Annotated in this window: 19 protein-coding genes; 5 read left to right on the top strand and 14 right to left on the bottom strand. The window is 75.8% G+C overall.

Going from position 1 to position 20,033, the window contains the following annotated elements; genetic code table 11:
• Window positions 1-4 precede the first annotated feature (4 nt).
• Window positions 5-397 (top strand): pyridoxamine 5'-phosphate oxidase family protein, encoded by a 393-nt coding sequence (locus ACWIX6_RS04800; protein ID WP_448615703.1) that lies wholly within the window; start codon window positions 5-7, stop codon window positions 395-397.
• 107 nt (window positions 398-504) lie between these two features.
• Here the strand turns inward: ACWIX6_RS04800 and hpf are convergent, their stop codons facing one another.
• The 12 genes from hpf to ACWIX6_RS04740 all read right to left on the bottom strand — a co-directional run bounded on the left by hpf (window position 505) and on the right by ACWIX6_RS04740 (window position 14,056).
• A complete protein-coding gene (gene hpf, locus ACWIX6_RS04795; protein ID WP_448615702.1) occupies window positions 505-1,182 on the bottom strand; it encodes a ribosome hibernation-promoting factor, HPF/YfiA family in 678 nt (225 codons plus the stop codon).
• Window positions 1,183-1,220: 38 nt separating this feature from the next.
• The gene (locus tag ACWIX6_RS04790) at window positions 1,221-2,069 is read right to left on the bottom strand and encodes a ComF family protein (RefSeq protein ID WP_448615701.1); all 849 of its coding nucleotides are present in this window, start codon (window positions 2,067-2,069) and stop codon (window positions 1,221-1,223) included.
• A gap of 95 nt (window positions 2,070-2,164) precedes the next feature.
• On the bottom strand, window positions 2,165-3,883 hold the full coding sequence (locus tag ACWIX6_RS04785; protein WP_448615700.1) for an LpqB family beta-propeller domain-containing protein: 1,719 nt from the start codon (window positions 3,881-3,883) through the stop codon (window positions 2,165-2,167).
• The gene (gene mtrB, locus ACWIX6_RS04780) at window positions 3,880-5,628 is read right to left on the bottom strand and encodes an MtrAB system histidine kinase MtrB (RefSeq protein ID WP_448615699.1); all 1,749 of its coding nucleotides are present in this window, start codon (window positions 5,626-5,628) and stop codon (window positions 3,880-3,882) included. Before mtrB ends, ACWIX6_RS04785 begins: the two co-directional genes overlap by 4 nt.
• A gap of 67 nt (window positions 5,629-5,695) precedes the next feature.
• Window positions 5,696-6,403, bottom strand: coding sequence for an MtrAB system response regulator MtrA (gene mtrA / locus ACWIX6_RS04775; RefSeq protein ID WP_448615698.1), 708 nt, complete (start codon window positions 6,401-6,403; stop codon window positions 5,696-5,698).
• A gap of 344 nt (window positions 6,404-6,747) precedes the next feature.
• Window positions 6,748-8,232 carry an adenosylhomocysteinase gene (gene ahcY / locus ACWIX6_RS04770; protein ID WP_448615697.1) on the bottom strand — a complete coding sequence of 495 codons (1,485 nt, stop codon included), beginning with the start codon at window positions 8,230-8,232 and terminating at the stop codon, window positions 6,748-6,750.
• Window positions 8,233-8,397: 165 nt separating this feature from the next.
• Window positions 8,398-9,573 carry a mannose-6-phosphate isomerase, class I gene (gene manA, locus ACWIX6_RS04765; RefSeq protein ID WP_448615696.1) on the bottom strand — a complete coding sequence of 392 codons (1,176 nt, stop codon included), beginning with the start codon at window positions 9,571-9,573 and terminating at the stop codon, window positions 8,398-8,400.
• Window positions 9,574-9,645: 72 nt separating this feature from the next.
• Window positions 9,646-10,746 carry a cation diffusion facilitator family transporter gene (locus ACWIX6_RS04760; RefSeq protein WP_448615695.1) on the bottom strand — a complete coding sequence of 367 codons (1,101 nt, stop codon included), beginning with the start codon at window positions 10,744-10,746 and terminating at the stop codon, window positions 9,646-9,648.
• 97 nt (window positions 10,747-10,843) lie between these two features.
• Entirely contained in the window at window positions 10,844-11,989 is a 1,146-nt protein-coding gene (locus tag ACWIX6_RS04755; RefSeq protein WP_448615694.1) for an SIS domain-containing protein, read from the bottom strand.
• Window positions 11,986-12,216, bottom strand: coding sequence for a Trm112 family protein (locus ACWIX6_RS04750; protein ID WP_448615693.1), 231 nt, complete (start codon window positions 12,214-12,216; stop codon window positions 11,986-11,988). The genes ACWIX6_RS04755 and ACWIX6_RS04750 overlap by 4 nt, the downstream gene beginning before the upstream one ends.
• Entirely contained in the window at window positions 12,213-13,580 is a 1,368-nt protein-coding gene (locus tag ACWIX6_RS04745) for a phosphomannomutase/phosphoglucomutase (protein WP_448615692.1), read from the bottom strand. The genes ACWIX6_RS04750 and ACWIX6_RS04745 overlap by 4 nt, the downstream gene beginning before the upstream one ends.
• A 125-nt stretch (window positions 13,581-13,705) precedes the next feature.
• Window positions 13,706-14,056: a DUF3499 domain-containing protein gene (locus ACWIX6_RS04740; RefSeq protein WP_448615691.1), complete on the bottom strand. Its 351-nt coding sequence runs from the start codon at window positions 14,054-14,056 to the stop codon at window positions 13,706-13,708.
• A 140-nt stretch (window positions 14,057-14,196) separates the two neighbouring features.
• On the opposite strand from ACWIX6_RS04740, the gene ACWIX6_RS04735 reads away from it, so the two are divergent.
• Window positions 14,197-14,655 carry a metallopeptidase family protein gene (locus ACWIX6_RS04735; RefSeq protein WP_448615690.1) on the top strand — a complete coding sequence of 153 codons (459 nt, stop codon included), beginning with the start codon at window positions 14,197-14,199 and terminating at the stop codon, window positions 14,653-14,655.
• Between the two features lie 298 nt (window positions 14,656-14,953).
• Window positions 14,954-16,021, top strand: a complete 1,068-nt coding sequence (locus tag ACWIX6_RS04730; RefSeq protein WP_448615689.1) for a hypothetical protein — start codon at window positions 14,954-14,956, stop codon at window positions 16,019-16,021.
• Window positions 16,022-16,037: 16 nt separating this feature from the next.
• Here ACWIX6_RS04730 and ACWIX6_RS04725 read toward each other — a convergent pair whose 3' ends face one another.
• Together ACWIX6_RS04725 and ACWIX6_RS04720 are read right to left on the bottom strand one after the other, a co-directional pair.
• Window positions 16,038-16,871, bottom strand: coding sequence for a hypothetical protein (locus tag ACWIX6_RS04725; protein ID WP_448615688.1), 834 nt, complete (start codon window positions 16,869-16,871; stop codon window positions 16,038-16,040).
• A 367-nt stretch (window positions 16,872-17,238) separates the two neighbouring features.
• Entirely contained in the window at window positions 17,239-17,481 is a 243-nt protein-coding gene (locus ACWIX6_RS04720) for a WhiB family transcriptional regulator (protein ID WP_448616975.1), read from the bottom strand.
• 431 nt (window positions 17,482-17,912) lie between these two features.
• Between ACWIX6_RS04720 and cofD the strand changes: the two genes are divergently transcribed.
• Both cofD and ACWIX6_RS04710 read left to right on the top strand, forming a co-directional pair.
• The gene (cofD, locus tag ACWIX6_RS04715; RefSeq protein ID WP_448615687.1) at window positions 17,913-18,887 is read left to right on the top strand and encodes a 2-phospho-L-lactate transferase; all 975 of its coding nucleotides are present in this window, start codon (window positions 17,913-17,915) and stop codon (window positions 18,885-18,887) included.
• Complete coding sequence (locus tag ACWIX6_RS04710) at window positions 18,884-20,032, top strand: coenzyme F420-0:L-glutamate ligase (protein WP_448615686.1); 1,149 nt, start codon at window positions 18,884-18,886, stop codon at window positions 20,030-20,032. The genes cofD and ACWIX6_RS04710 overlap by 4 nt, the downstream gene beginning before the upstream one ends.
• Window position 20,033 lies beyond the last annotated feature (1 nt).

The raw sequence follows: 20,033 nt of genomic DNA, 5'->3' as shown, positions 1-20,033 counted from the left end.
CGGTGTGTCCAGGGACCTCGACGACCTCGGTGCCAGCGCCCTCGCCTTCCTGGAGGAGCGGCACCTGGCGACGCTGACGACGCTGCGCGCGGACGGCAGCCCGCACGTCGTCCCGGTGGGGGTGACCTACGACCCGGCCACCCGGACCGCACGGGTGATCACCTCCGGGACGTCCCAGAAGGCCCGGCACGTGCGCGCCGGGCAACCGCGGGTGGCGGTGTGCCAGGTCGACGGCCGCCGCTGGCTGACCCTGGAGGGGACGGCGCAGGTGCGCGACGACGCGGCCGCGGTGGCCGACGCCGTCGCCCGGTACGCGCGCCGCTACCGGCAGCCGCGGGAGAACCCGTCCCGCGTGGTGATCGAGATAGCGGTCGACCGGGTGCTCGGCAACGCCTAGGGACGGCGGCGGGCCGCCTCCCCGAGGGAGACGGCCCGCCGGGCATGGCCCCTGTGCAGGGCCCCGGCCCGAGCTCGCGAGGGCTGGGGGGGCGCAGAGGTCCCTCCTCAGACGCCCGCCGGCTGGCGCGCGGCTCCGGCTGAGGCGCCGTCCGTGCTGGTGAGCGATGCGCCCAGCCGGATGAGGCCGTAGTCGTAGGCGTGCCGTCGGTAGACGACCGAGGGCTGGCCGGTGTCGGCGCAGAGGAACAGGAAGAAGTCGTGCCCGACCAGCTCCATCTCGTGCAGCGCCTGGTCGACGTGCATCGGGGTCGCCGGGTGCACCTTCTCCCGGACGATCTGCCCGGGGAGGTGCTCGTCGAGGTCGGTGACGTGCGGGCCTTCGGCGAGTGCGCGGTCGCGTGCGACGGCCTCGACCGCGGGAGTGGTGGCGTCCATTGGCGCCGCGTCGATCCGCACGCTGGCCGGGGTCCGCCGGCCGTGGTGCACCCGCCGGCGGTCGTTGGCCCGCCGGAGCCGGTTCTCCACCTTGTGGGCGGCCAGTTCCAGCGCCGCGTAGAAGTCCGGGGCGTCGGCCTCGGCTCGGGCGACCGGGCCCTTGCCGCGCAGCGTGATCTCCACGCGCTGGCAGTGGTCGGACTGGCGTGGGTTCTTCTCGTGCAGCAGTTCGACGTCGATGCGGATCAACTTGCCGTCGAACCGTTCGAGCTGGCCGACCTTGTCCTCGACGTGCTGGCGGAAGTGCTCCGGCACCTCGACGTTGCGACCACGGACCACGATCTCCATGAACCCTCCCGGTTGAGCGGGGTGTGATCCAACCGACGCTAGCCCTGTCCGGCCGGACCCGACAGTCGATCAGTGCCGCTCCGGTCGCGCACCGTGAACGCCTCCCCGCGGCCCGGGAGAGGCCGCTGCACGGGACGCCGCGGGGTGGCCGCGACCACCGCGGCGACCGCCGGCCGGGTCCCGGCCGGGTCCCCGGTGCCGGCCGCGCCGGCGTCGGCGAGCAGGGCGGACAGCGCCCGCGCCGCCTCGGTGAGCGTCGCGCCGCTGGACACCACGTCGTCCACGAGCACCACGGTGCCGACCGGGAGACCGCCGCGCGGGGGCCGGGCGCGGAACCGGCCGGCCAGGTTGCTCCGCCGCTCGGTCGCGTCGAGGCCGGCCGAGTCCCGGGTGCCCCGCGTCCGGCGGAGCACCGGCACCGACCGGGCCGGCACCCCCGCCGCCCGCAGCTCGGCCGCGCCCCACCCGGCCAGCTCCCGCACGTGGTCCCGTCCGCGGCGCTGCACCGCCGCCGCGGAACTGGGCACCGGGACCAGGACCACCGGGCCGCGGACGGCGCCGGCGGCGTCGGGCAGCCCGCTGAGCAGCACGGTCACGGCCAGCGCCAGGGCCGCGCCGAGCGGGCGGGCCAGCTCGGCGCGGCCCTGCTCCTTGAAGGCCAGCACGACCGGGCGGACGGGACCGGCATACGGACCGGCCGCCACGGTGGGCGGCATCCCCACCGGGTGCCGGCGCGGCGTCGCCAGCCGCGGGGCGGCGAGCCAGCGGCGACAGCGCGGGCACACGCCGCTGCCCGGGACCCCGCAGCCGGCGCAGGTGCGCGGCAACACCAGGTCGGTCAACGCCCGCCACCCCGCCGCCGGGCTCGCGCGCCCGTCGGGGGTCACCGGAGCAGCCTGCCCCCGGCCGTGGTGCGACGGGCACCGGTCGGCCCGGTCGGGGACGGGCACGTCCGCCGGGGAGGGCCGCCGGCGTCCCGCGCTCAGATCGGGTAGAGCGGCGCCGTCCCGGCCACCGGCTGCTGGCCGCGCACCAGGGTGACCCACGTCCCTCCGGCCAGCAGCCACAGCGTCCCGTCGGCACTGACCAGCGGCTGGCGGCTCGGCGCGGCGGCGACCGCGGTCGGCTGCCCGGGCAGCCCGGCGGTGGTCACCGCGGTCAGCCCCCAGCCGTCGACGCCGACCGAGTACGGGACCGTGCGGCTGCTCCCGGGGTCGCCGGCCAGCACCATGAGCACCTCGGCGTTGCGCCAGGCCACGTCCACCACCTGGCGCAGCGAGGGCGCCACCGAGCGGAGGTCGCGGACCGTGACCACGTCGTCCGCGCGGACCACCGTGCCCATCAGCAGCCGGCCGCCCTCGGGGGTCTCCACGACCACCGCCGCGCGCACGCCGTCGGGCGACAGCTGGAACACCGACGTCCGGCCGAGCCCGGGGAGCGTGGGGGCGCTGACCGTCTGCGTGGTCCCGCCGGAGGGCAGCCGGACCACCTCGGTGCCGTCCCGGACCGTCCAGATCTCCGACCGGGGACCGGCGGCGGTGGGCTCGGTGAAGCTCGCGCCGCTGAGCACGGACGCCAGGTCGCCGCCGTAGGGCCCGGCGAGCAGGGTGGCACTGCCACCGGCCGCCGTCACCCCGGCGGTCAGGCCGAGTGCGCCGGTGCGCTCGTCGGCCGACACGGCCGCCGAGGTCAGTCCGTACGCGCCGGCCCCGGCCGGGCCGGGAGCAGGTTGTCCGTCGGTGGCGCGCCGCAGCGCCCCGCCGTCCAGGTAGTGGCCCACCGCCTCCACCGGCGAGGCGTCGGGGTCCAGACCGGCCCAGTCGTCGACGCTCTGCAGCTCGGGGACGTCGGCCAGCCCCAGCCGCTGCCCGTCGCGGAGCACCCGCACCGACCGCAGCCCGAGTCCCGGCTGCGACAGCGACCACACCAGCTGGGCGGAGACCCCCTGGAGTGTGGCCTCAGGGGCCTCCTCCAGCCCGGTCAGGTCGACCGTCGCGGTCTGACCGTCGCTCTGGACCGCGGCGCGCAGCCGCGCCTCGGCCAGCGGGTTGGCGACCCCGGCGGCGATCGTGGAGGCCGGGCCGGCGATCAGCCGCTCGACCAGGGCGTTGGGTTGCGCCTGCCCGGCGACCAGGAACCGCGGGTCGGGCACCAGCCGGGTGCCGGTCGGGTCGAGGAAGAAGGCGTCGAGCTGGTCGTAGGTCCGCTGGAAGTCCGGCAGCAGGAGGAGCAGGCCGTCCTCGGGGTCGGCGATCCGCCACTCACCCGACTCGTCGGTGAGCGTGAAGGACCGGGTGAAGACGGTCCCGTCCCCGACGGTGAACACGCCGCGGCCGTCCAGGGTGCCGACCAGCTCCGCGGTCAGGTCCACGGTGCCCTGCTGGGAGGAGACGGCGGAGTAGGAGGCGCTGATGACGGTGACGCTCTCGCTGTCCGACCAGCTGCCGGCCGCCTCCTCGGTGAGGAACTGGCGGGCCACCGGGTGGTTGCGGACGACGCTGGCGCTGGCGTCGATGAACCCGGCGACCACCTCCTCGGGCGCGGCACCGGCCTCCGGTGGCAGCGGCTCGATCCCCACCGGCCCGTCCGGCGCCTCGGCCATCTGGGTGATCCGCACCGTCGGTGAGCTGCTGGGCACGGTGCTGCACCCGGCCAGCAGCCCGACGGCCAGCAACGCCGCCGCGGCGTGCAGCCGCCTCACGACGGGTCCCCGCCGCGACGCAGCCCGATGGGGCGCAGCGGCAGCGGCGAGCCGGTCAGCTCCCCGCCCGCGGTCAGCGGCAGCGTCAGCCGGAACTGGGCGCCCTGGCCGGGCAGGCCCCACACCTGCAGCCAGCCGCCGTGCAGCCGGGCGTCCTCCAGGCTGATCGACAGCCCCAGCCCGCTGCCGCCCACGGTGCGCACCCGTGCCGGGTCGGCCCGCCAGAACCGGTCGAAGACGTGCTGGGCATCGGCGGAGCTGAGGCCGATCCCGTGGTCGCGCACCGTCAGCGCCGCCGCCGTCCGGGAGGCCGCGAGCGTGATCTCCACCGGCTCCCCGGCGCCGTGCTCGATCGCGTTGCCGACCAGGTTGCGGAGCACCCGCTCCACCCGGCGGGCGTCCACCTCGGCGACGACCGGGGCCTCGGGCACCTGCACCCGCAGCTCGCAGCCGCGCCGCTCCGCGAGCGAGGACATCCCCGCCACCACCCGGTCCACCACCTGGCCCAGGTCCTGCGGCTCGGCCTCCAGCACCGCCGCGCCGGCGTCGTAGCGACTGATCTCCAGCAGGTCCGAGAGCAGCCCCTCGAAGCGGTCCAGCTCGGCGTGCAGCAGCTCCGCGGACCGGGCGACGGCCGGGTCGAAGTCGCCCCGGGCGTCGTGCAGCACGTCAGCCGCCATCTGCACGGTGGTGAGCGGGGTGCGCAGCTCGTGCGAGACGTCGGAGGTGAACCGCTGCTGCAGCTGGGACAGCCCCTCGAGCTGGGTGATCTGCCGCTGCAGGCTGTCGGCCATCGCGTTGAAGCTCGTCGCCAGCCGGGCGAGGTCGTCCTCCCCCCGCACCAGCAACCGTTCCTCCAGCCGCCCCTCGGCCAGCCGCTGGGCGCTGACCGCAGCCCGCCGCACCGGGTCGACGACCAGCCGGGTCACCAGGACACCGATGCCGACGACGAAGAGCACCAGCGAGACCCCACTGATCACCACGGTGCTGCGGATCAGCTCCAGGCTCTCCCGCTCCTGCTCCAGCGGGAAGGCGAAGTACACCTCGACCCGGTCGCCGCTCTGCCCGTCCGCCGGCACGGGCGCACCGACCAGCAACGTCGGGACCGGGTCGCCCGCCGCGTCGGGCACCAGCCCGTACCGGTAGGCCTGGGCGCCCTGGGCCACCTGGGCCCGCAGGTCGGGGGGCAGGGCGCCGTAGACCATCGGCCGGCTCCACGCCGGCCGCTCGTCGTCCCCGGAGCGGTAGACCATGACGACGTCGAAGTCACCGGCCGCGCCGCCCCGGGACCCCAGCCCCTGCACCGCCCGGTCCAGCGCCGAGCGGACGCTGGCCGGGTCGCCGGTGGCGATCCCGCTCACCTCGGACTGCGCGTAGAGCACCCCGGCCAGGGACTGGTCGACCGCGGCCTGCCGCTTGACCCGGAGCAGCTGGTCGCTGATCTGCCGGAACAGCACCAGGCTGACGATCACCACGACGACGGCGGCGACCAGCATGGTGATCGCCCCGACCCGCAGCTGCAGCGAGGCCCGCCAGGCGTGCAGCGAGGCGCGGAACGCCCGGCGTGCCACCCGGTGGGCCCGCAACGCCCGGCGGCGCACCCAGAGCCGGGCACGCCGGGCCGAGGAGGGCCGGCGCCGGGCACGCCCCTCCTCCACCGCCGGTCCCCCGGCAGCACCGGCCGGCCGGCCGGCCGGAGCCGGCGGCAGGTCCCCGGACGGGGTGACCACCTGCGGTCCGGCCACGTTGCTCACCGTCCGGTGGCGCGACCGGTCACGGTGCACGTCGGTCCGCTCCCGCGGGCCTGTCCGCTCATGGTGGACCGGCCTTGTAGCCGACCCCGCGCACGGTCAGCACCACCTCGGGGCGTTCGGGGTCGCGCTCGACCTTGGCCCGCAGCCGCTGCACGTGCACGTTGACCAGCCGGGTGTCGGCGGCGTGCCGGTAGCCCCACACCTGCTCCAGCAGCAGCTCCCGGGTGAACACCTGGCGGGGCTTGCGGGCCAGGGCCACCAGCAGGTCGAACTCCAGCGGTGTCAGCGCGATCGGGACGCCGTCCCGGGTGACCTGGTGCGCCGGGACGTCGATCTGCACGTCGCCGATGGTGAGGCTCTCGGCCTGCCCGTTCTCCCCGCGGCGCAGCTGGGCGCGGACCCGGGCGACGAGCTCGACCGGCTTGAACGGCTTGGTCACGTAGTCGTCGGCTCCGGCCTCCAGTCCCTGCACGACGTCGATGGTGTCGCCCTTGGCGGTGAGCATGACGATCGGGACGGTGGACTGGGTCCGGATGTCGGCGCAGATCTGCAGCCCGTTCCGGCCGGGCAGCATCAGGTCGAGCAGCACCAGGTCGGGACGGAGTTGCTGGAAGGTCGCCACGGCCCGGGCGCCGTCGGAGACGAACGCGGGTTCGTAGCCCTCGCGGCGCAGCACGATGCCCAGCATCTCGGCGAGGGCGGCGTCGTCGTCGACGACGAGGACGCGGCCGCGGCTGGTCCCCGTGGGGGGAGCGGAAGGTGGCACGGACCCATTCTGCCCACGCGGGGCCCACAGACGGCCCCACCCGCCCGGGAAGGCACCCGGGCGGGTGGGAACGTACTGGTCAGATCACCCGAGACCCGGTACGGGCCCCGGGAGTGGCCCCGTCCGCGAGGACGAGGCCCGGCCGCCCTGCAGGGCCCGCCGCGAGCCCCGGAGTGGCGGGGGGCAGGAAGGACCACCCTTCCCCCCACGCCTCGCGCGCTCGGCGCGGGCCAGCCCCCTTCCAGGGGCCCGCCCTGAGCCTGCGAAGGGTGGGGAGGAAGAAGAAGGACCACCCTTCCCCCCACGCCTCGCGCGCTCGGCGCGGGCCCCTGAAGGGTGGCCGCTCAGTAGCGGTAGTGGTCGGACTTGTAGGGGCCCTCGACCGGGACGCCGAGGTAGTCGGCCTGGACCTTGGTCAGCTCGGTCAGCTTGACGCCGAGCGCACCCAGGTGCAGCCGGGCGACCTTCTCGTCGAGGTGCTTGGGGAGCACCGTGACGTCGGGCGTCTGGCCCGCGTAGGCCGCCTGGTTGGTCCACAGCTCCAGCTGGGCGAGCACCTGGTTGGAGAACGAGTTGCTCATCACGAAGCTGGGGTGCCCGGTGGCGTTGCCGAGGTTCAGCAGCCGGCCCTCGGACAGCACGATGATCGTGTGGCCGTCGGCGAACCGCCACTCGTCGACCTGCGGCTTGATCGTGGTCCGGGTGACGCCCGGGGTGCGGGCCAGGCCGGCGATGTCGATCTCGTTGTCGAAGTGCCCGATGTTGCCGATGATCGCCTGGTGCTTGGTGGCGGCCAGCTGCTCGGCGGAGATGATGTCCTTGTTGCCCGTCGCGGTGACGATGATGTCCGCCGTGCCGATGACGTCGTCCAGCGTGGTGACCTGGTAGCCCTCCATCGCCGCCTGCAGCGCGCAGATCGGGTCGATCTCGGTGACGATGACCCGGGCGCCCTGGCCGCGCAGCGCCTCCGCGCAGCCCTTGCCGACGTCCCCGAAGCCACAGACGACGGCGACCTTGCCGCCGATCATCACGTCGGTGGCCCGGTTGATGCCGTCGATGAGGGAGTGCCGGCAGCCGTAGAGGTTGTCGAACTTGCTCTTGGTGACCGAGTCGTTGACGTTGATCGCCGGGAACAGCAGCCGGCCGTCGCGGGCCAGCTCGTAGAGCCGCAGGACGCCGGTGGTGGTCTCCTCGGTGACGCCCTTGATGGCCTCGCCGACCCGGGTCCAGCGCTGCTGGTCGGTGGTCAGGCTCTCCCGCAGCACGTCGAGGATGACGCCGTACTCCTCGGAGTCGGCCTCGGTGGCGTCCGGGACGGCGCCCTCGGCCTCGAACCGGGTGCCCAGGTGGACCAGCAGGGTGGCGTCCCCACCGTCGTCCAGGAGCATGTTCGGCCCGATGACGGTGCCCTCGTCGTCGGTGAACTCGAACAGCCGCTGGGTGCACCACCAGTACTCCGGCAGCGTCTCGCCCTTCCAGGCGAAGACCGGCACCCCGGTGGGCTGCTCGGCGGTGCCGTCGCCCACGACGATCGCCGCGGCCGCGTGGTCCTGGGTGGAGAAGATGTTGCAGCTGACCCAGCGGACGTCGGCGCCGAGGGCGACGAGGGTCTCGATCAGGACGGCGGTCTGCACGGTCATGTGCAGGGACCCGGCGATGCGGGCGCCGGCCAGCGGCTGTTCGTCGCCGTACTCGGCGCGCAGCGCCATCAGGCCGGGCATCTCGTGCTCGGCGAGGGAGATCTCCTTGCGGCCGAAGCCGGCCAGGGAGATGTCGGCGACCTTGTAGTCGTCGGTGGTCAGTACTCGGGTGCCGATGGTGGCGGTCATGTCGCTCCAGTGTCCGGCCCGGCCCGGCCCCGGTCGGGGCGGGCAGGCGCAGTGCGGTCGCTGTGCGAGCATGCCGAGGCTTCGGCGGGGCTCGTGCCGAGGTCCAGGGTAACCGCCGGCGGGACCGCTCCGCCCCAGCTGCGCTCGGAGGACCGGGGCGTGGCCCTACCGGAGGGCGGTGGTGGCCCGGTAGAGCAACGCCGGGCCGCGGGCCGAGAGCGGCGCCCCGGCCGGGACGAAGGCCGACTCCCCGGTGCGCAGCACCAGCTGCTCGTCGCCGTCGACCAGCACCGCCGTCCCCCGGGCGCACAGCACCAGCTGCGGGCCGGCGGTGGTCAGCACGCCGGCGTCGGTGCCCAGCTCCACCCGGGTGAGGTCGAAGTCCTCGACCGGCACCGGGTACCGCAGCCCGCCCGGACCGAGCACCGGGTGCAGCACCGGGACCCGGCCGTCGGTGAAGTCCAGCACCTCGATGAGCGCTGCCAGGTCGACGTGCTTGGCGGTCAGCCCGCCGCGCAGCACGTTGTCCGAGCTGGCCATCACCTCCACACCGGCGCCGCAGAGGTAGGCGTGCAGGTTGCCGGCGGGCAGGAAGACCGCCTCGCCGGGGGACAGCCGCAGGTGGTTGCACATCAGCGAGATGACGACCCCGGGGTCACCGGGGTAGTCGCCGGCGAGCTGGGCCGCCCAGCGGTAGGTGTTGATAAACTCGGGGTCGTGGGCGGCGACGTACCCGGCGGCCCGCTCCGCGACGGCGCTCACCAGTGACTCCCGACGCCGCTCGGACAGGGCGAGCAGCTGCGGGACCGCCGCCCGCAGCCCGCCCCGCGCCAGCGCGGCGATGGTCGGCATGAGCTCGGGCAGCTGGAGCTTGGCCAGGCAGTGCAGCGACTCCTGCACCGGGCGGAAGCCGCACAGCGCCTCGACCGGTGTGATCGCCAGCAGGACCTCCGGCTTGTGGAACGGGTCCTTGAAGGTGCGCGCCGGATCGTCCTTGGGGACGCCGGCGGCCTCCTCGGCGGCGAACCCCGCCTCGGCCTGGGCCGTGGTGGGGTGCGCCTGCAGCGACAGCGGCTTGTCCGCGGCCAGCACCTTCATCAGGAACGGCAGCCGGGGGCCGAAGCGCTCCCGCACGGCCGGACCGAGCAGCTCGTCGGGCGCGGCCGCGATGGCGGCGTCCAGCGGCGTGCCGTCGGCCAGCCGGCTCGGGGCGTCGGGGTGCGCCCCCATCCACAGCTCCGCGTACGGCTGCTCAGCCGGGCTGTCCAGCCCGAGGAGTTCGGGGATGACGGTGCGGCTGCCCCACGGGTAGTGCCGGACGGTACTGGTGAGCTGCCACATCACGCTGGAGGCTACTGGCGCGACGGGCACCTCGGGGACGCCGGCCCGGCAGGCCCCCACCTCCGGGTGAGGTCACCCGGCGGGAGCGGCTCCCTGGTCCCCGGCTCCGGCGCCGGCCGGCGTCGTCCCCCGGCGGATGTCCGGTTCCAGGTAGACGACGCGGGCCATCGGCTCGGCGGCGCGCAGCCGCTCCTCCGCCGCGTCGATCGCCCGGGCGACGCTGGCCGCGGTGTCGTCGGAGCGGACGGCGATCTTGGCGGCCACCAGCAGGTCCTCCGGCCCGAGGTGCTGGGTGCGCATGTGGATGACCGACAGCACGTCGTTCCCGGCCTCGATCGCCGTGAGGATCCGCCGCTGCGCCTCCGGGGTGGCCGACTCGCCGATCAGCAGGCTCTTGGTCTCCACGGCCAGGATCACAGCGATCACGACCAGCAGGACGCCGATGGCCACGGTGCCCATCCCGTCGAAGGCGGCGTTGCCGGTGAGCGTGGTCAGCCCCACCCCGAGCAACGCCAGGGTGAGGCCAAGCAGCGCCCCCGTGTCCTCGAGGAGCACGACCGGCAGCTCGGGGGCGCGGGCGTGCCGGATGAAGGCCCAGTAGCTCTCTCCCGGCCCGCGGACGGCGTCGGTCTCCTTGACCGCGGTGCGCAACGAGAAGCCCTCGAGGACGATGGCCACCAGGAGGACCCCGATCGCCCAGGCCGGCGACGTCAGCTCCTCGGGGTCCAGCAGCTTGTGCACGCCCTCGTACACGGCAAAAAGTCCACCCAGGCTGAACAGCACGATGGCCACGATGAAGCTGTAGACGTAGCGGTCCCGACCGAAGCCGAACGGGTGCTGGGGGGTGGCGGCCCGCTGGGCCCGCTTCCCACCGACCAGCAGCAGCACCTGGTTCCCCGTGTCGGCCACCGAGTGGATGGACTCGGCGAGCATCGAGGACGCCCCGGTCACCAGGAACGCGACGAACTTGGCGATCGCGATGCCGATGTTCGCCAGCATCGCGGCGATGATCGCCTTGGTGCTGCCGCCGTGGCCACCGCCTTCGGCGTCCTTGCCGTCCCTGCCGTGCTCCCCGCCGGGGGCGTGGTCGGTGGGGTGGGTGGCGCCGGCCCGGGCGTCGGCCGGGTGCACATCCGACCCGGTCGCGGACGGGGTCCCCGTGTGTTCGGTCATGGCTGGGGTCTCCCGGGTGGGCTGGGCGGGCGGGTCGCGCGGTCGCCCTGTGCCCAGCCGGTGACCCGGCCATGCGGTGCGGGCCGGACGGCCGGACTCAGGAGGAGCCGGCCCGCTCGTGGTCGAGGGCCAGCGCGAGGTAGACGGCGCTGAAGTCGGCCACCGCCAGCTGCCGGGCGAGCTGGACCAGGCGCGCCGGACGCTCCTGGTCGCCGTGCTCGCCCAGCCGGCTGACCGGCACGTTGGCGGCGGTGGCCGTGCGCAGCACCTCCTGCATGGCCTCCGCCGCCGAACGGGGCTCCCGCTCGTGGGCGCCGTCGTGCTCGCCGACGTCGGCGTCCCGGATGGTCAACAGCCGCAGCCGCCGACCGGTGTCGTCGGCCCGGTCGCGGAAGAAGTCGTCGGCACCGGCCTCGGGTGCCAGCGGACCGGCCAGCACGGTCCGGGCGGCGACACGCTGGTCGGGCAGCCGGAACGCGGTGACCGGCAGGCCGGCCAGGGTGGCCAGCTGGTCGGCCACCCGTTCCGCGGCCGCCCCGGCCAGCGGCCCCTCGGCGGCGATCACCGGCAGCGCGTCCAGCAGTTCCAGGGCCAGGGTCTTGGCCGGGTTGACGAACGACTCGCGGGTCGGGCCGCACTCCGCGGCGACCTCGTCCAGCGCGGCGGCCACCAGCTCGGTGTCGGCGACGCCGGCGGGGAGCAGTCCCAGCTGGTCGGCCAGCAGCAGCATCGGGGTGAGCAGGGACCACAGCGTCGTGTGCCGCACCCGGGAGGCCGGCAGCGCCACGTAGGGCGCCCGGGAGCTGGCGCAGGCGGCGTGCAGCGGCGCGTCCTCGGCGCCGATCCCCACCACGGCCACGCCGCGGCGGGCGGCCTCGTAGGCGGGGGTCACCGCGTACCGGCCGGCGCCGGTCCGGGTGGCGATCACGGCGATGTCCGAGGCGCCCATCCAGACCGGCAGCGCCGGGCCCGGGACGACGTCGACGGTCACCGGGCTGGAGGGGCCGAGCAGCGCCCGCAGCACCGCGGCGGCCACCGCCCCCTCCCGGCGGGCGACGATGACCAGACCGCGCGGCCGGCCGCCGGCGGTCACCCGCCCCAGGCCGGCCTCCTCGGTCAGCCGCGCGGTCTCCCGCACCTGCGCGCCGGCCCCGGCGACGGCCGGGAGCAGGTCACGGGGGTCCCGGGCGCGGAGCAGCGCCGGGTCGTCGAAGACCTCCTCGGCCAGCTCCGCGGAGGTCACGCCGTCCGCCGCCGCGCCTCGTCGAGCAGCAGCACCGGGATCCCGTCGCGCACCGGGAACGCCCGCGAGCAGGTCCCGCAGACCAGCTCGGCGGCCGCGACGTCGACGGTCAGCGGGCTGTGGTGGGTGTCCGGGCAGGCCAGGATCGCCAGCAGCGCGGGGTCGATGCCCAGCGTCTCCGGCCGGCCACCACCGTCGGCGGCGTCCACCGCTCCCGGCCCGCTCACGCGCGCACCACCCCGAGGACCTCGTCGCGCAGCGCCGTCATCCGCGCTTCGTCCCGCGCCTCCACGTTGAGCCGGAGCAGCGGCTCGGTGTTGCTGGCCCGCAGGTTGAACCACGAGCCGTCGGCGAGCGCGACGGTCAGCCCGTCCAGCTCGTCGACGGAGACGCCGTCCCGGGAGCTCCACGTCTCGCGCACCTCGGCGACCCGGCCGGCGGCGTCGGCGACCGTGGAGTTGATCTCCCCGGAGGCGACGTACCGGGCGTAGGCGGCGGTCAGCTCCGTGAGCGGCCGCGGCTGCTCGCCCAGCGCGGCGAGCACGTGCATCGCGGCCAGCATGCCGGTGTCGGCGCGCCAGAAGTCACGGAAGTAGTAGTGCGCCGAGTGCTCGCCGCCGAAGACCGCGTTGGTGCGGGCCATCTCGGCCTTGATGAACGAGTGGCCGACCCGGGTCCGCACCGGGACGCCGCCGTGCTCGCGCACGATCTCGGGCACCGCCCGTGAGGTGATCAGGTTGTGGATCACCGTGGAGCCGCGGCCCTTGGCCAGCTCGCGGACCGCCACCAGCGCGGTGATCGCCGAGGGGCTCACCGCCCCGCCCCGCTCGTCGACGATGAAGCACCGGTCGGCGTCCCCGTCGAAGGCCAGGCCGATGTCGGCGCCGTGCTCGACCACCGCCGCCTGCAGGTCGACCAGGTTGGCCGGGTCCAGCGGGTTGGCCTCGTGGTTGGGGAAGGAGCCGTCGAGCTCGAAGTACATCGGGACGACGTCCAGCGGCAGGCCGGAGAGCACCACCGGGACGGTGTAGCCGCCCATGCCGTTGCCGGCGTCCACGACCACCTTGAGCGGCCGGATGCCCGACAGGTCGACCAGCGACCGCAGGTGGGCGGCGTACTCGGCGAGCACGTCACGGCCGCTCACCGAGCCGACCCGGTCGGGCTGCCGGTCGAAGCGGCTGCCCTGCTCGGCCCACTCCCGGATCTGCACCAGCCCGGAGTCCTGCCCGATCGGCGCGGCCCCGGCCCGGCAGAGCTTGATGCCGTTGTACTGCGCCGGGTTGTGGCTGGCGGTGAACATGGCACCGGGCAGGTCCAGCGAGCCGGCCGCGAAGTACAGCATGTCCGTGGAGCCCAGCCCGGCCTCCACGACGTCGAGGCCGCGCTCCAGCACGCCCTCGGCGAAGGCCCGGGACAGCGGGACGGAGGAGTCGCGCATGTCGTGCGCGGTCACCACCGCGGTCGCGCCGGTCTCCTGGTGGACGAACTCGGCGAAGGCGGCGCCGATGGCGCGGGCCACGTCCTCGTCCCACTCGTCGGGGACCACGCCCCGCACGTCGTATGCCTTGATGATCGACGACAGGTCGGACAACGGCTCACCCTCGCACTAGCCCCTGCCGCGGCCGGTGCGACCGGCGGCGCGTCGACCCTAGTGGCGGGGCGCGCCGGAGGCGCACGCGGAGGCCCTGCCCCGGCCCCGGCTGCAGGGGCCCTCCCTCACGGGAGGTTGGGCAGGACGCGCAGGTGCCCGCGGCGGGTGCCACTGCCGTCGTCGGCGGGGTCCCGCGGCGGCTCCGGCCGGGCGGCCTCGCGGACGGCGTCGGCCAGTGCCAGCAGGTCGTCGCCGGTGGGGCCGGCGTCCTCGGCGTCCATCTCGTGGCGCACGACCTCCCAGCCGCGCGGCACGGTCAACCGTCCGGCGTGGAACTCGCACAGGTCGTAGCTGTGCGGCTCCGAGTACGTCGCCAACGGACCGACGACGGCCGTCGACTCCGCGTACACGTAGGTCAGTGTCGCCGCCGCCGGTTGCGCGCAGCCGCTGCGCGAGCAGCGACGTGACTGCCTCACCACCGGGTCCTCACAGTCGGGCACACTAACCGCGATCGGCCCCCGTGGGGAGCAGGCACACCGGAAAACGGGCTCATCCGCCCCACCGGCCCCCACGACGGGGGCCCCGGGGGGCCGGGGGACGTAGGCTCGCACCCGCGATGGACCGTCCCCCTGCCCGCGCCCGGCGCGACCGCCACGGCCGCGGGCTGCGCGGACGCCTGGTGCCGCCCACCGTGCCCCTGTCCCGCAGCCGCGCCGAGCAGTTCGACGACCTCGTCCTGGACGCCGTCGAGGACCTGGAGCGTCGCTGGGAACGCGAGCTCGCCGGGGTCGAGTTCGCCGTCGAGGACGTGCCCTGGGTCGACCACACCAGCCCCGACGACGTCGTCCTGGACGCCGACGTCCTCGACGACGGCAGCGTCCCGCTGGCCCGGGTCCTGCCCGCGCACCACGAGGACGGGCGGGAGCACCCGGCGCGGATCGTGGTCTACCGCCGACCGCTGGAGATCCGGGCCACCGACCGGGACGACCTCGCCGACCTGGTGCGCGACGTGGTGGTCGACCAGGTGGCCGTCCTGCTGGGCCGCGACCCGGAGGAGATCGACCCCACCGGCTGAACAAGGACCCCGCTGCCCCCCCCACCGCTCGCAGGCTCGCGGCGGGACCCTGCAGCGGGGCCACCTTCCTCCCCGCCTTCGCGAGCTCAGGGTGGACCCCTGGAAGGGGGCCACTCCAGCGCCCGCAGCGGGGCCGTCCCAGCGCCTGCAGCGGGGCCGTTCGAGCGCCTACGGCCGGGCCGTTCCGACACGTCGGCACGGGGCGTCCCGTCGGCTTTGCCATGCTGGGCGGCGAGATGAGCAGGAACGACGGACCGGGCCGCGCCGGCAGTGCTCCCGCGGCAGCGGGGCCGGGGCGGTGAACGCCGTCTCGCTCACCGCCCCGGCGCTGGCGGGCTGGCTCGTCCTGGCACTGGTGGCCGGCCTCGTGCTCGGGCTGTCGCTCGCGGCGGTGACCGGCCGCCGCCCGGACCGCTCCACGCCCGCTGCGGCACCGGAGCCGAACCCGCCCGACGCCGCCGCGCGGCCCGCCGCGGCACCTCCCCCGCGGGCCGTGCTGGAGGTCGACGACCTCCCCGGCTTCCTCGAGCACCCACCCGGCTCGCCCCTGCCCCCGGCCGCGGCGCCCGCCCCGGCGGTGGCGGCCAGGCCGGCGACGTCCACCGGCGCGACCGCGGTCCACGCGCCGGCGACGGCGGGGCGGGCCCGGCACACCCGGCGCGGTGGCCCGATCGGGGAGCCGGGCACGCGCCGGACGCTGGTGCTCATGGTGCTGGCGGCCGCCGTCCTGGTGCTCGCCGCCGTCGTCATCGCACTGGTCGGCCGCGCCGAGGACCCGACGCCCGGCGGCCGGGCAGCCGCCCCGGCGGCAGCGCCCGGCACGACGGCGCCGCCGCCGGAGCCTGCGGGCAGCCAGGTCCCGGCCGGCGCGCTCGCCGCCCGGTCGGTGCCGCTCGGGGAGGACGGCGTCGCCGCCCGGGCCATGTTCGGCAGCGTGCTGCTGGAACGACGGGCGGTGGGCGTCACGGTCACCCGCCCCGGCGTGAGCACGAGCACCGACGGGACGCGGGCGCTGGCGCACGTCGTCCTGCCGGCGTTCAACTGCCTGACCCGGGAGCCACCGGCCGACCCGGAGGCAGCCGGGTGCGCGCGGGCGGCCACCGAGTACGCCGACCTCGCCGACCCCGAGCTACGGCTGCGCCGGGACGGCGACCGGCTGGAGCTCGCCGGACGCTTCCCCACCTACACCCGGCCGCGCGGGGGACCGCCGACCTACACCGGCCGCAGCTACCCGATCACCGTGACCCTGGCCGCCGACGGGCGGGAGCGGGAGGGCCGGGTGCCGGCCACCGGGGTGCTCCGGCAGGGGGTGCACCGCACGACCACCACCGGCGGGCCGGACCAGAACGTCCTGCAGCTGCGCTGATCCCCGGGCCGACGGCTCAGCGGCGCCGGGCCCGCCCGCGGAGTCCGGCGGAGGCGGTGAGGGTGGCCACCGGCGAGCCCAGCCGGCGGTCCAGTCCGCCGGCGTCGGAGAAGCCCCACCAGGGCAGCCGGACGTCGGCGCCGGGCCCGTCGAGCAGGGTCAGCAGCGCGGCGGCCGGTCCGGACGGTCCGGGCAGCACCGCCACCTCCACCCGGCCGATCGCGGCGTGCAGCCGGGCGGCCGCCCGGGCGAAGGTCCGCTGGGCCGGCGGAAGGTGGTCCAGCAGCAGGGGCAGCCGGCGCTCCACCTCGGCGGGGTCGCGGCTGCGCCGGACGTCCCCGACGGTGTCCAGCTCGTCCACCAGCCGGCGGCTGCGGCTGGTGGCCACCTCCCCGGTCGCCAGGACGGCGGCGAGCCGCCGGAGGGTGGGGTCGCCGAGCGGCAGGCCGGACAGCCGCAGGGTCCACGGGCCGCGGAGCCGGTCGAGGACCTCCACGATCCCGTCGGCGAGCCGGCCGGCGGCCGCGTCGTCCCGGGCGTACAGCCTGCGGGACGGCGACCCGCCGGGGACCGGGCCGGCGGCGTCACCGAGCAGGGTGCCGGCGGCCACCGGCCCCCGACGGAGGAAGGAGAGCAGGGCCACCCCGTCGGGGTCACCGTGCGGGTGCTGCCCGACCACGACGGCCCGTGGGCGGACCCGGGCGAGGAGGGGTGCCCGGCCGTCGTTCAGGACTGCGGTGAGCCACGGCCCGCGGGCGGTGACCGGCACCGCCAGGTCGGACATCAGCGGCGCGGCCGCACGCACCTCCCGGACCACGGGAGCGCGTCCGACGGCGACCCGGGTGTGCACACCGCCCAGTCGACCACACCCCGTCGCCCACCCCGCTGGGGTGCCCCGAGGACCGGACCCGAACAGGCGATGAGCTGGAACGGCCCCAGGCAAGGGCCCGCCGCGAGCGTGCGACGAGCTGGAACGGCCTCGTCGTAGGGGCCCGTGCCGAACGTGCGAGGTACGGGGGCTGGCCCCCCTGCAGGGGCCCACCGCGAGCGTGCGACGAGCTGGAACGGCCTCGTCGTAGGGGCCCGTGCCGAGCTTGCGAGGTACGGGGGCTGGCCCCCCTGCAGGGGCCCACCGCGAGCGTGCGACGAGCTGGAACGGCCTGGTCGTAGGGGCCCGTGCCGAGCTTGCGAGGTACGGGGGGCGACGAGGTCCTTTCTCAGCCGGCGCGGCGACGGAGCCGACGACGCTCGCGCTCGGACAGCCCGCCCCAGATGCCGAAACGCTCGTCGTTGGCCAGCGCGTACTCCAGGCACTCGGCCCGGACCTCGCAGCCGGTGCAGATCTTCTTGGCCTCGCGGGTCGAGCCGCCCTTCTCCGGGAAGAACGCCTCGGGGTCGGTCTCGGCGCACAGGGCGCTCTCCTGCCAGCCCTGCTCGTCGGCGTCCCCGCCACCGGTCAGGCCGGCGTCGAACGAGGCCCCGGCGCCGGTACCGAGGCCGAGCACGTCAGCCGCGCGGGCGGTGGGTGCGGCACCGGCAGCGGCGCTCTTGTACTCGCTCAACCATGAGACCTCGGCCATCACGATGCGTCCCCTCACGTCTCGTCACGGCGAGCGTCCACGGGCGGATCCCGAGCGGCCAGCGCCTGATGACAACGTCGGAATTACACGCGTGTCGTTGAGTCGGGGTCAAGTTGACGAGGTGTAACGCCGGACCCCACGGACCCCAGCCGTCACCCCACGTCTCGAAGAGGTCACGAAGACCCTCGACACGCCGAGCCGGAAGGCACCTTCTGCCCACGGCTGCGCACAGGTTTCGTACAGATTCTGAGACGCCGGATGCGTCGGATCCGGGTCCTAGGTCGACTTCTGCCATCGGGCACGATGGCAGGGTGCAGATCGTCGTGCTGGCCGGAGGCGTCGGCGGCGCCCGCTTCCTCCGCGGCGTGCTGGCCGCGGAGCCGAGTGCGCAGGTCACCGCGGTGGTCAACACCGGCGACGACGTCACCCTGCACGGGCTGCGGATCTGCCCCGACCTGGACACCGTGATGTACACGCTGGGTGACGGGATCGACGAGGAACGGGGCTGGGGACGGCGCTCGGAGACCTGGACCGTCAAGGACGAGCTCGCCGCCTACGGCGCCGAACCGACCTGGTTCGGGCTGGGTGACCGGGATCTCGCCACCCACCTGGTCCGCACCCGGATGCTCGACGCCGGGTACCCGCTGTCGGAGGTGACCGCCGCGCTCGCCGACCGCTGGCAGCCCGGCGTCCGGCTGCTGCCGATGAGCGACCAGCGCGTCGAGACCCACGTGCTGGTCACCGATCCGGACACCGGCCGCCCGCAGGCGATCCACTTCCAGGAGTGGTGGGTCCGGCACCGGGCCGCCCTGGCCGCCAGCGCGTTCGTCCAGGTCGGGGTGGACGACGCCCGGCCCGCCCCCGGCGTCGTCGAGGCCCTCACCGGGGCCGACGCCGTGCTGTTCGCCCCGTCCAACCCGGTCGTGTCCATCGGCACGGTCCTCGGCGTCCCGGGCATCCGGGAGGCGCTGCGGGGCGCGGCCGGCCGGGTCGTCGGGGTCTCCCCCGTCGTCGGCGGCCGGGTGGTGCGCGGGATGGCCGACCGCTGCCTGCCCGTACAGGGCATCGAGGTGAGCGCCGAGGGCGTCGGCCGGCACTACGGCGCCCGGTCCGCCGGCGGGCTGCTGGACGCCTGGCTGGTGCACACCGGGGACGCCGCCACGGTGCCCGGCGTCGACGTCCGCGCCGTGCCGCTGCTGATGAGCAGCCCCGAGGCGACCCGGGACCTGGCCCGCGCCGCCCTGGACGCCGCCCTTCCCCCGGACGGCGCCCCGGAGGGCCGATGACCGGACAGGGACCCCCTGACGCCGCCTCCCGGGCCCGGGGCGGGGCTCCGCGGCCGACGGGCGGCCTCTCGGTGCACCCGGTCCCCGGGCTCCCCGAGTTCGCCCCGGGCGACGACCTCGCGGGCGCCATCGCCGCCGCGGCGCCCTGGATCGCCGACGGGGACGTCGTGGTGGTCACCTCCAAGGTGGTCTCCAAGGTCGAGGGCAACCTGGTGCGCGTGGAGCCCGGCGCCGACCGCGAGAACGCGCGCCAGCGGGCCGTGGCCGCCGAGACCGTCCGGGTGGTGGCCCGGCGGGGTCCGCTGTCCATCGTGGAGACCAGGCACGGCTGGGTGGTCGCCGCGGCCGGCATCGACGCCTCCAACGTGGCGGCCGACGCGCTGGTCCTGCTGCCCGTCGACGCCGACGCCTCGGCCAGGGAGCTGCGTGCCCGGCTGGCTGAGCTGCTGGGGGTGCAGGTGGGTGTCGTGGTCAGCGACACCTTCGGCCGCCCCTGGCGCGAGGGCCTGACCGACGTGGCCATCGGCGCGGCCGGGGTGCCGGCGCTGCTGGACCTGCGCGGCCACGTCGACCCGCACGGCAACCGGCTGGAGACCACCCAGGTCGCCGTGGTCGACGAGCTGGCCGCCGCCGCCGACCTGGTGAAGGGGAAGCTGGGCGGGGTGCCGGTGGCCGTCGTCCGCGGGTTCACCGCACCCCTCCCCGAGCCCGACCCCGGCTCCCGGCCGCTGGTCCGGCTCGGCCCCGGGGACCTCTTCCCGCTGGGCAGCCGCGACGTCGTCGCCGGCCGCGCCCCGGCTCCCGAGCTCACCCCCCGGGACGGCGACGTCGAGGCGGTGGCCGCCGCCTTCCGGGTCGCCGCGGCCGCGCTCCCCGAGTTCCCGGTGGTGCTGTCCTGGGGCCGGGACGACGACGGCGCGGTCGACGTCCACCTCACCGACGCGGCCGGCCTCACCACCGCGCTGAACCTCGGGGCGGTGCTCGGCGCGGTGCTGGTGCACCTGCGCGCCGAGGGCTGGGCGACCCGGTGGGAGCCGGTCCCCACGCCGGGTGCGTCGTCCCTGATGGGGCGCCTGTGGCTGGGGGGCGACCGCGGCGGCGCGGCCGGCCCGGGACTGCGGGGCGGCGGCCGGACCGCCCACTAGC

This window comes from Modestobacter sp. URMC 112, assembly GCF_053502575.1.
Note: the sequence above shows the minus strand (reverse complement) of the source record. Positions and strands in the feature narration are given on the sequence as shown.

Excerpts from the sequence above, each read along its gene's own strand:
- hpf (WP_448615702.1), bottom strand. The coding sequence starts at position 1,182 with ATGGAGATCGTGGTCCGTGGTCGCAACGTCGAGGTGCCGGAGCACTTC.
- ahcY (WP_448615697.1), bottom strand. The coding sequence starts at position 8,232 with ATGACCGCCACCATCGGCACCCGAGTACTGACCACCGACGACTACAAG.
- manA (WP_448615696.1), bottom strand. The coding sequence starts at position 9,573 with ATGTGGCAGCTCACCAGTACCGTCCGGCACTACCCGTGGGGCAGCCGC.
- ACWIX6_RS04760 (WP_448615695.1), bottom strand. The coding sequence starts at position 10,746 with ATGACCGAACACACGGGGACCCCGTCCGCGACCGGGTCGGATGTGCAC.
- ACWIX6_RS04735 (WP_448615690.1), top strand. The coding sequence starts at position 14,197 with ATGGACCGTCCCCCTGCCCGCGCCCGGCGCGACCGCCACGGCCGCGGG.
- ACWIX6_RS04710 (WP_448615686.1), top strand. The coding sequence starts at position 18,884 with ATGACCGGACAGGGACCCCCTGACGCCGCCTCCCGGGCCCGGGGCGGG.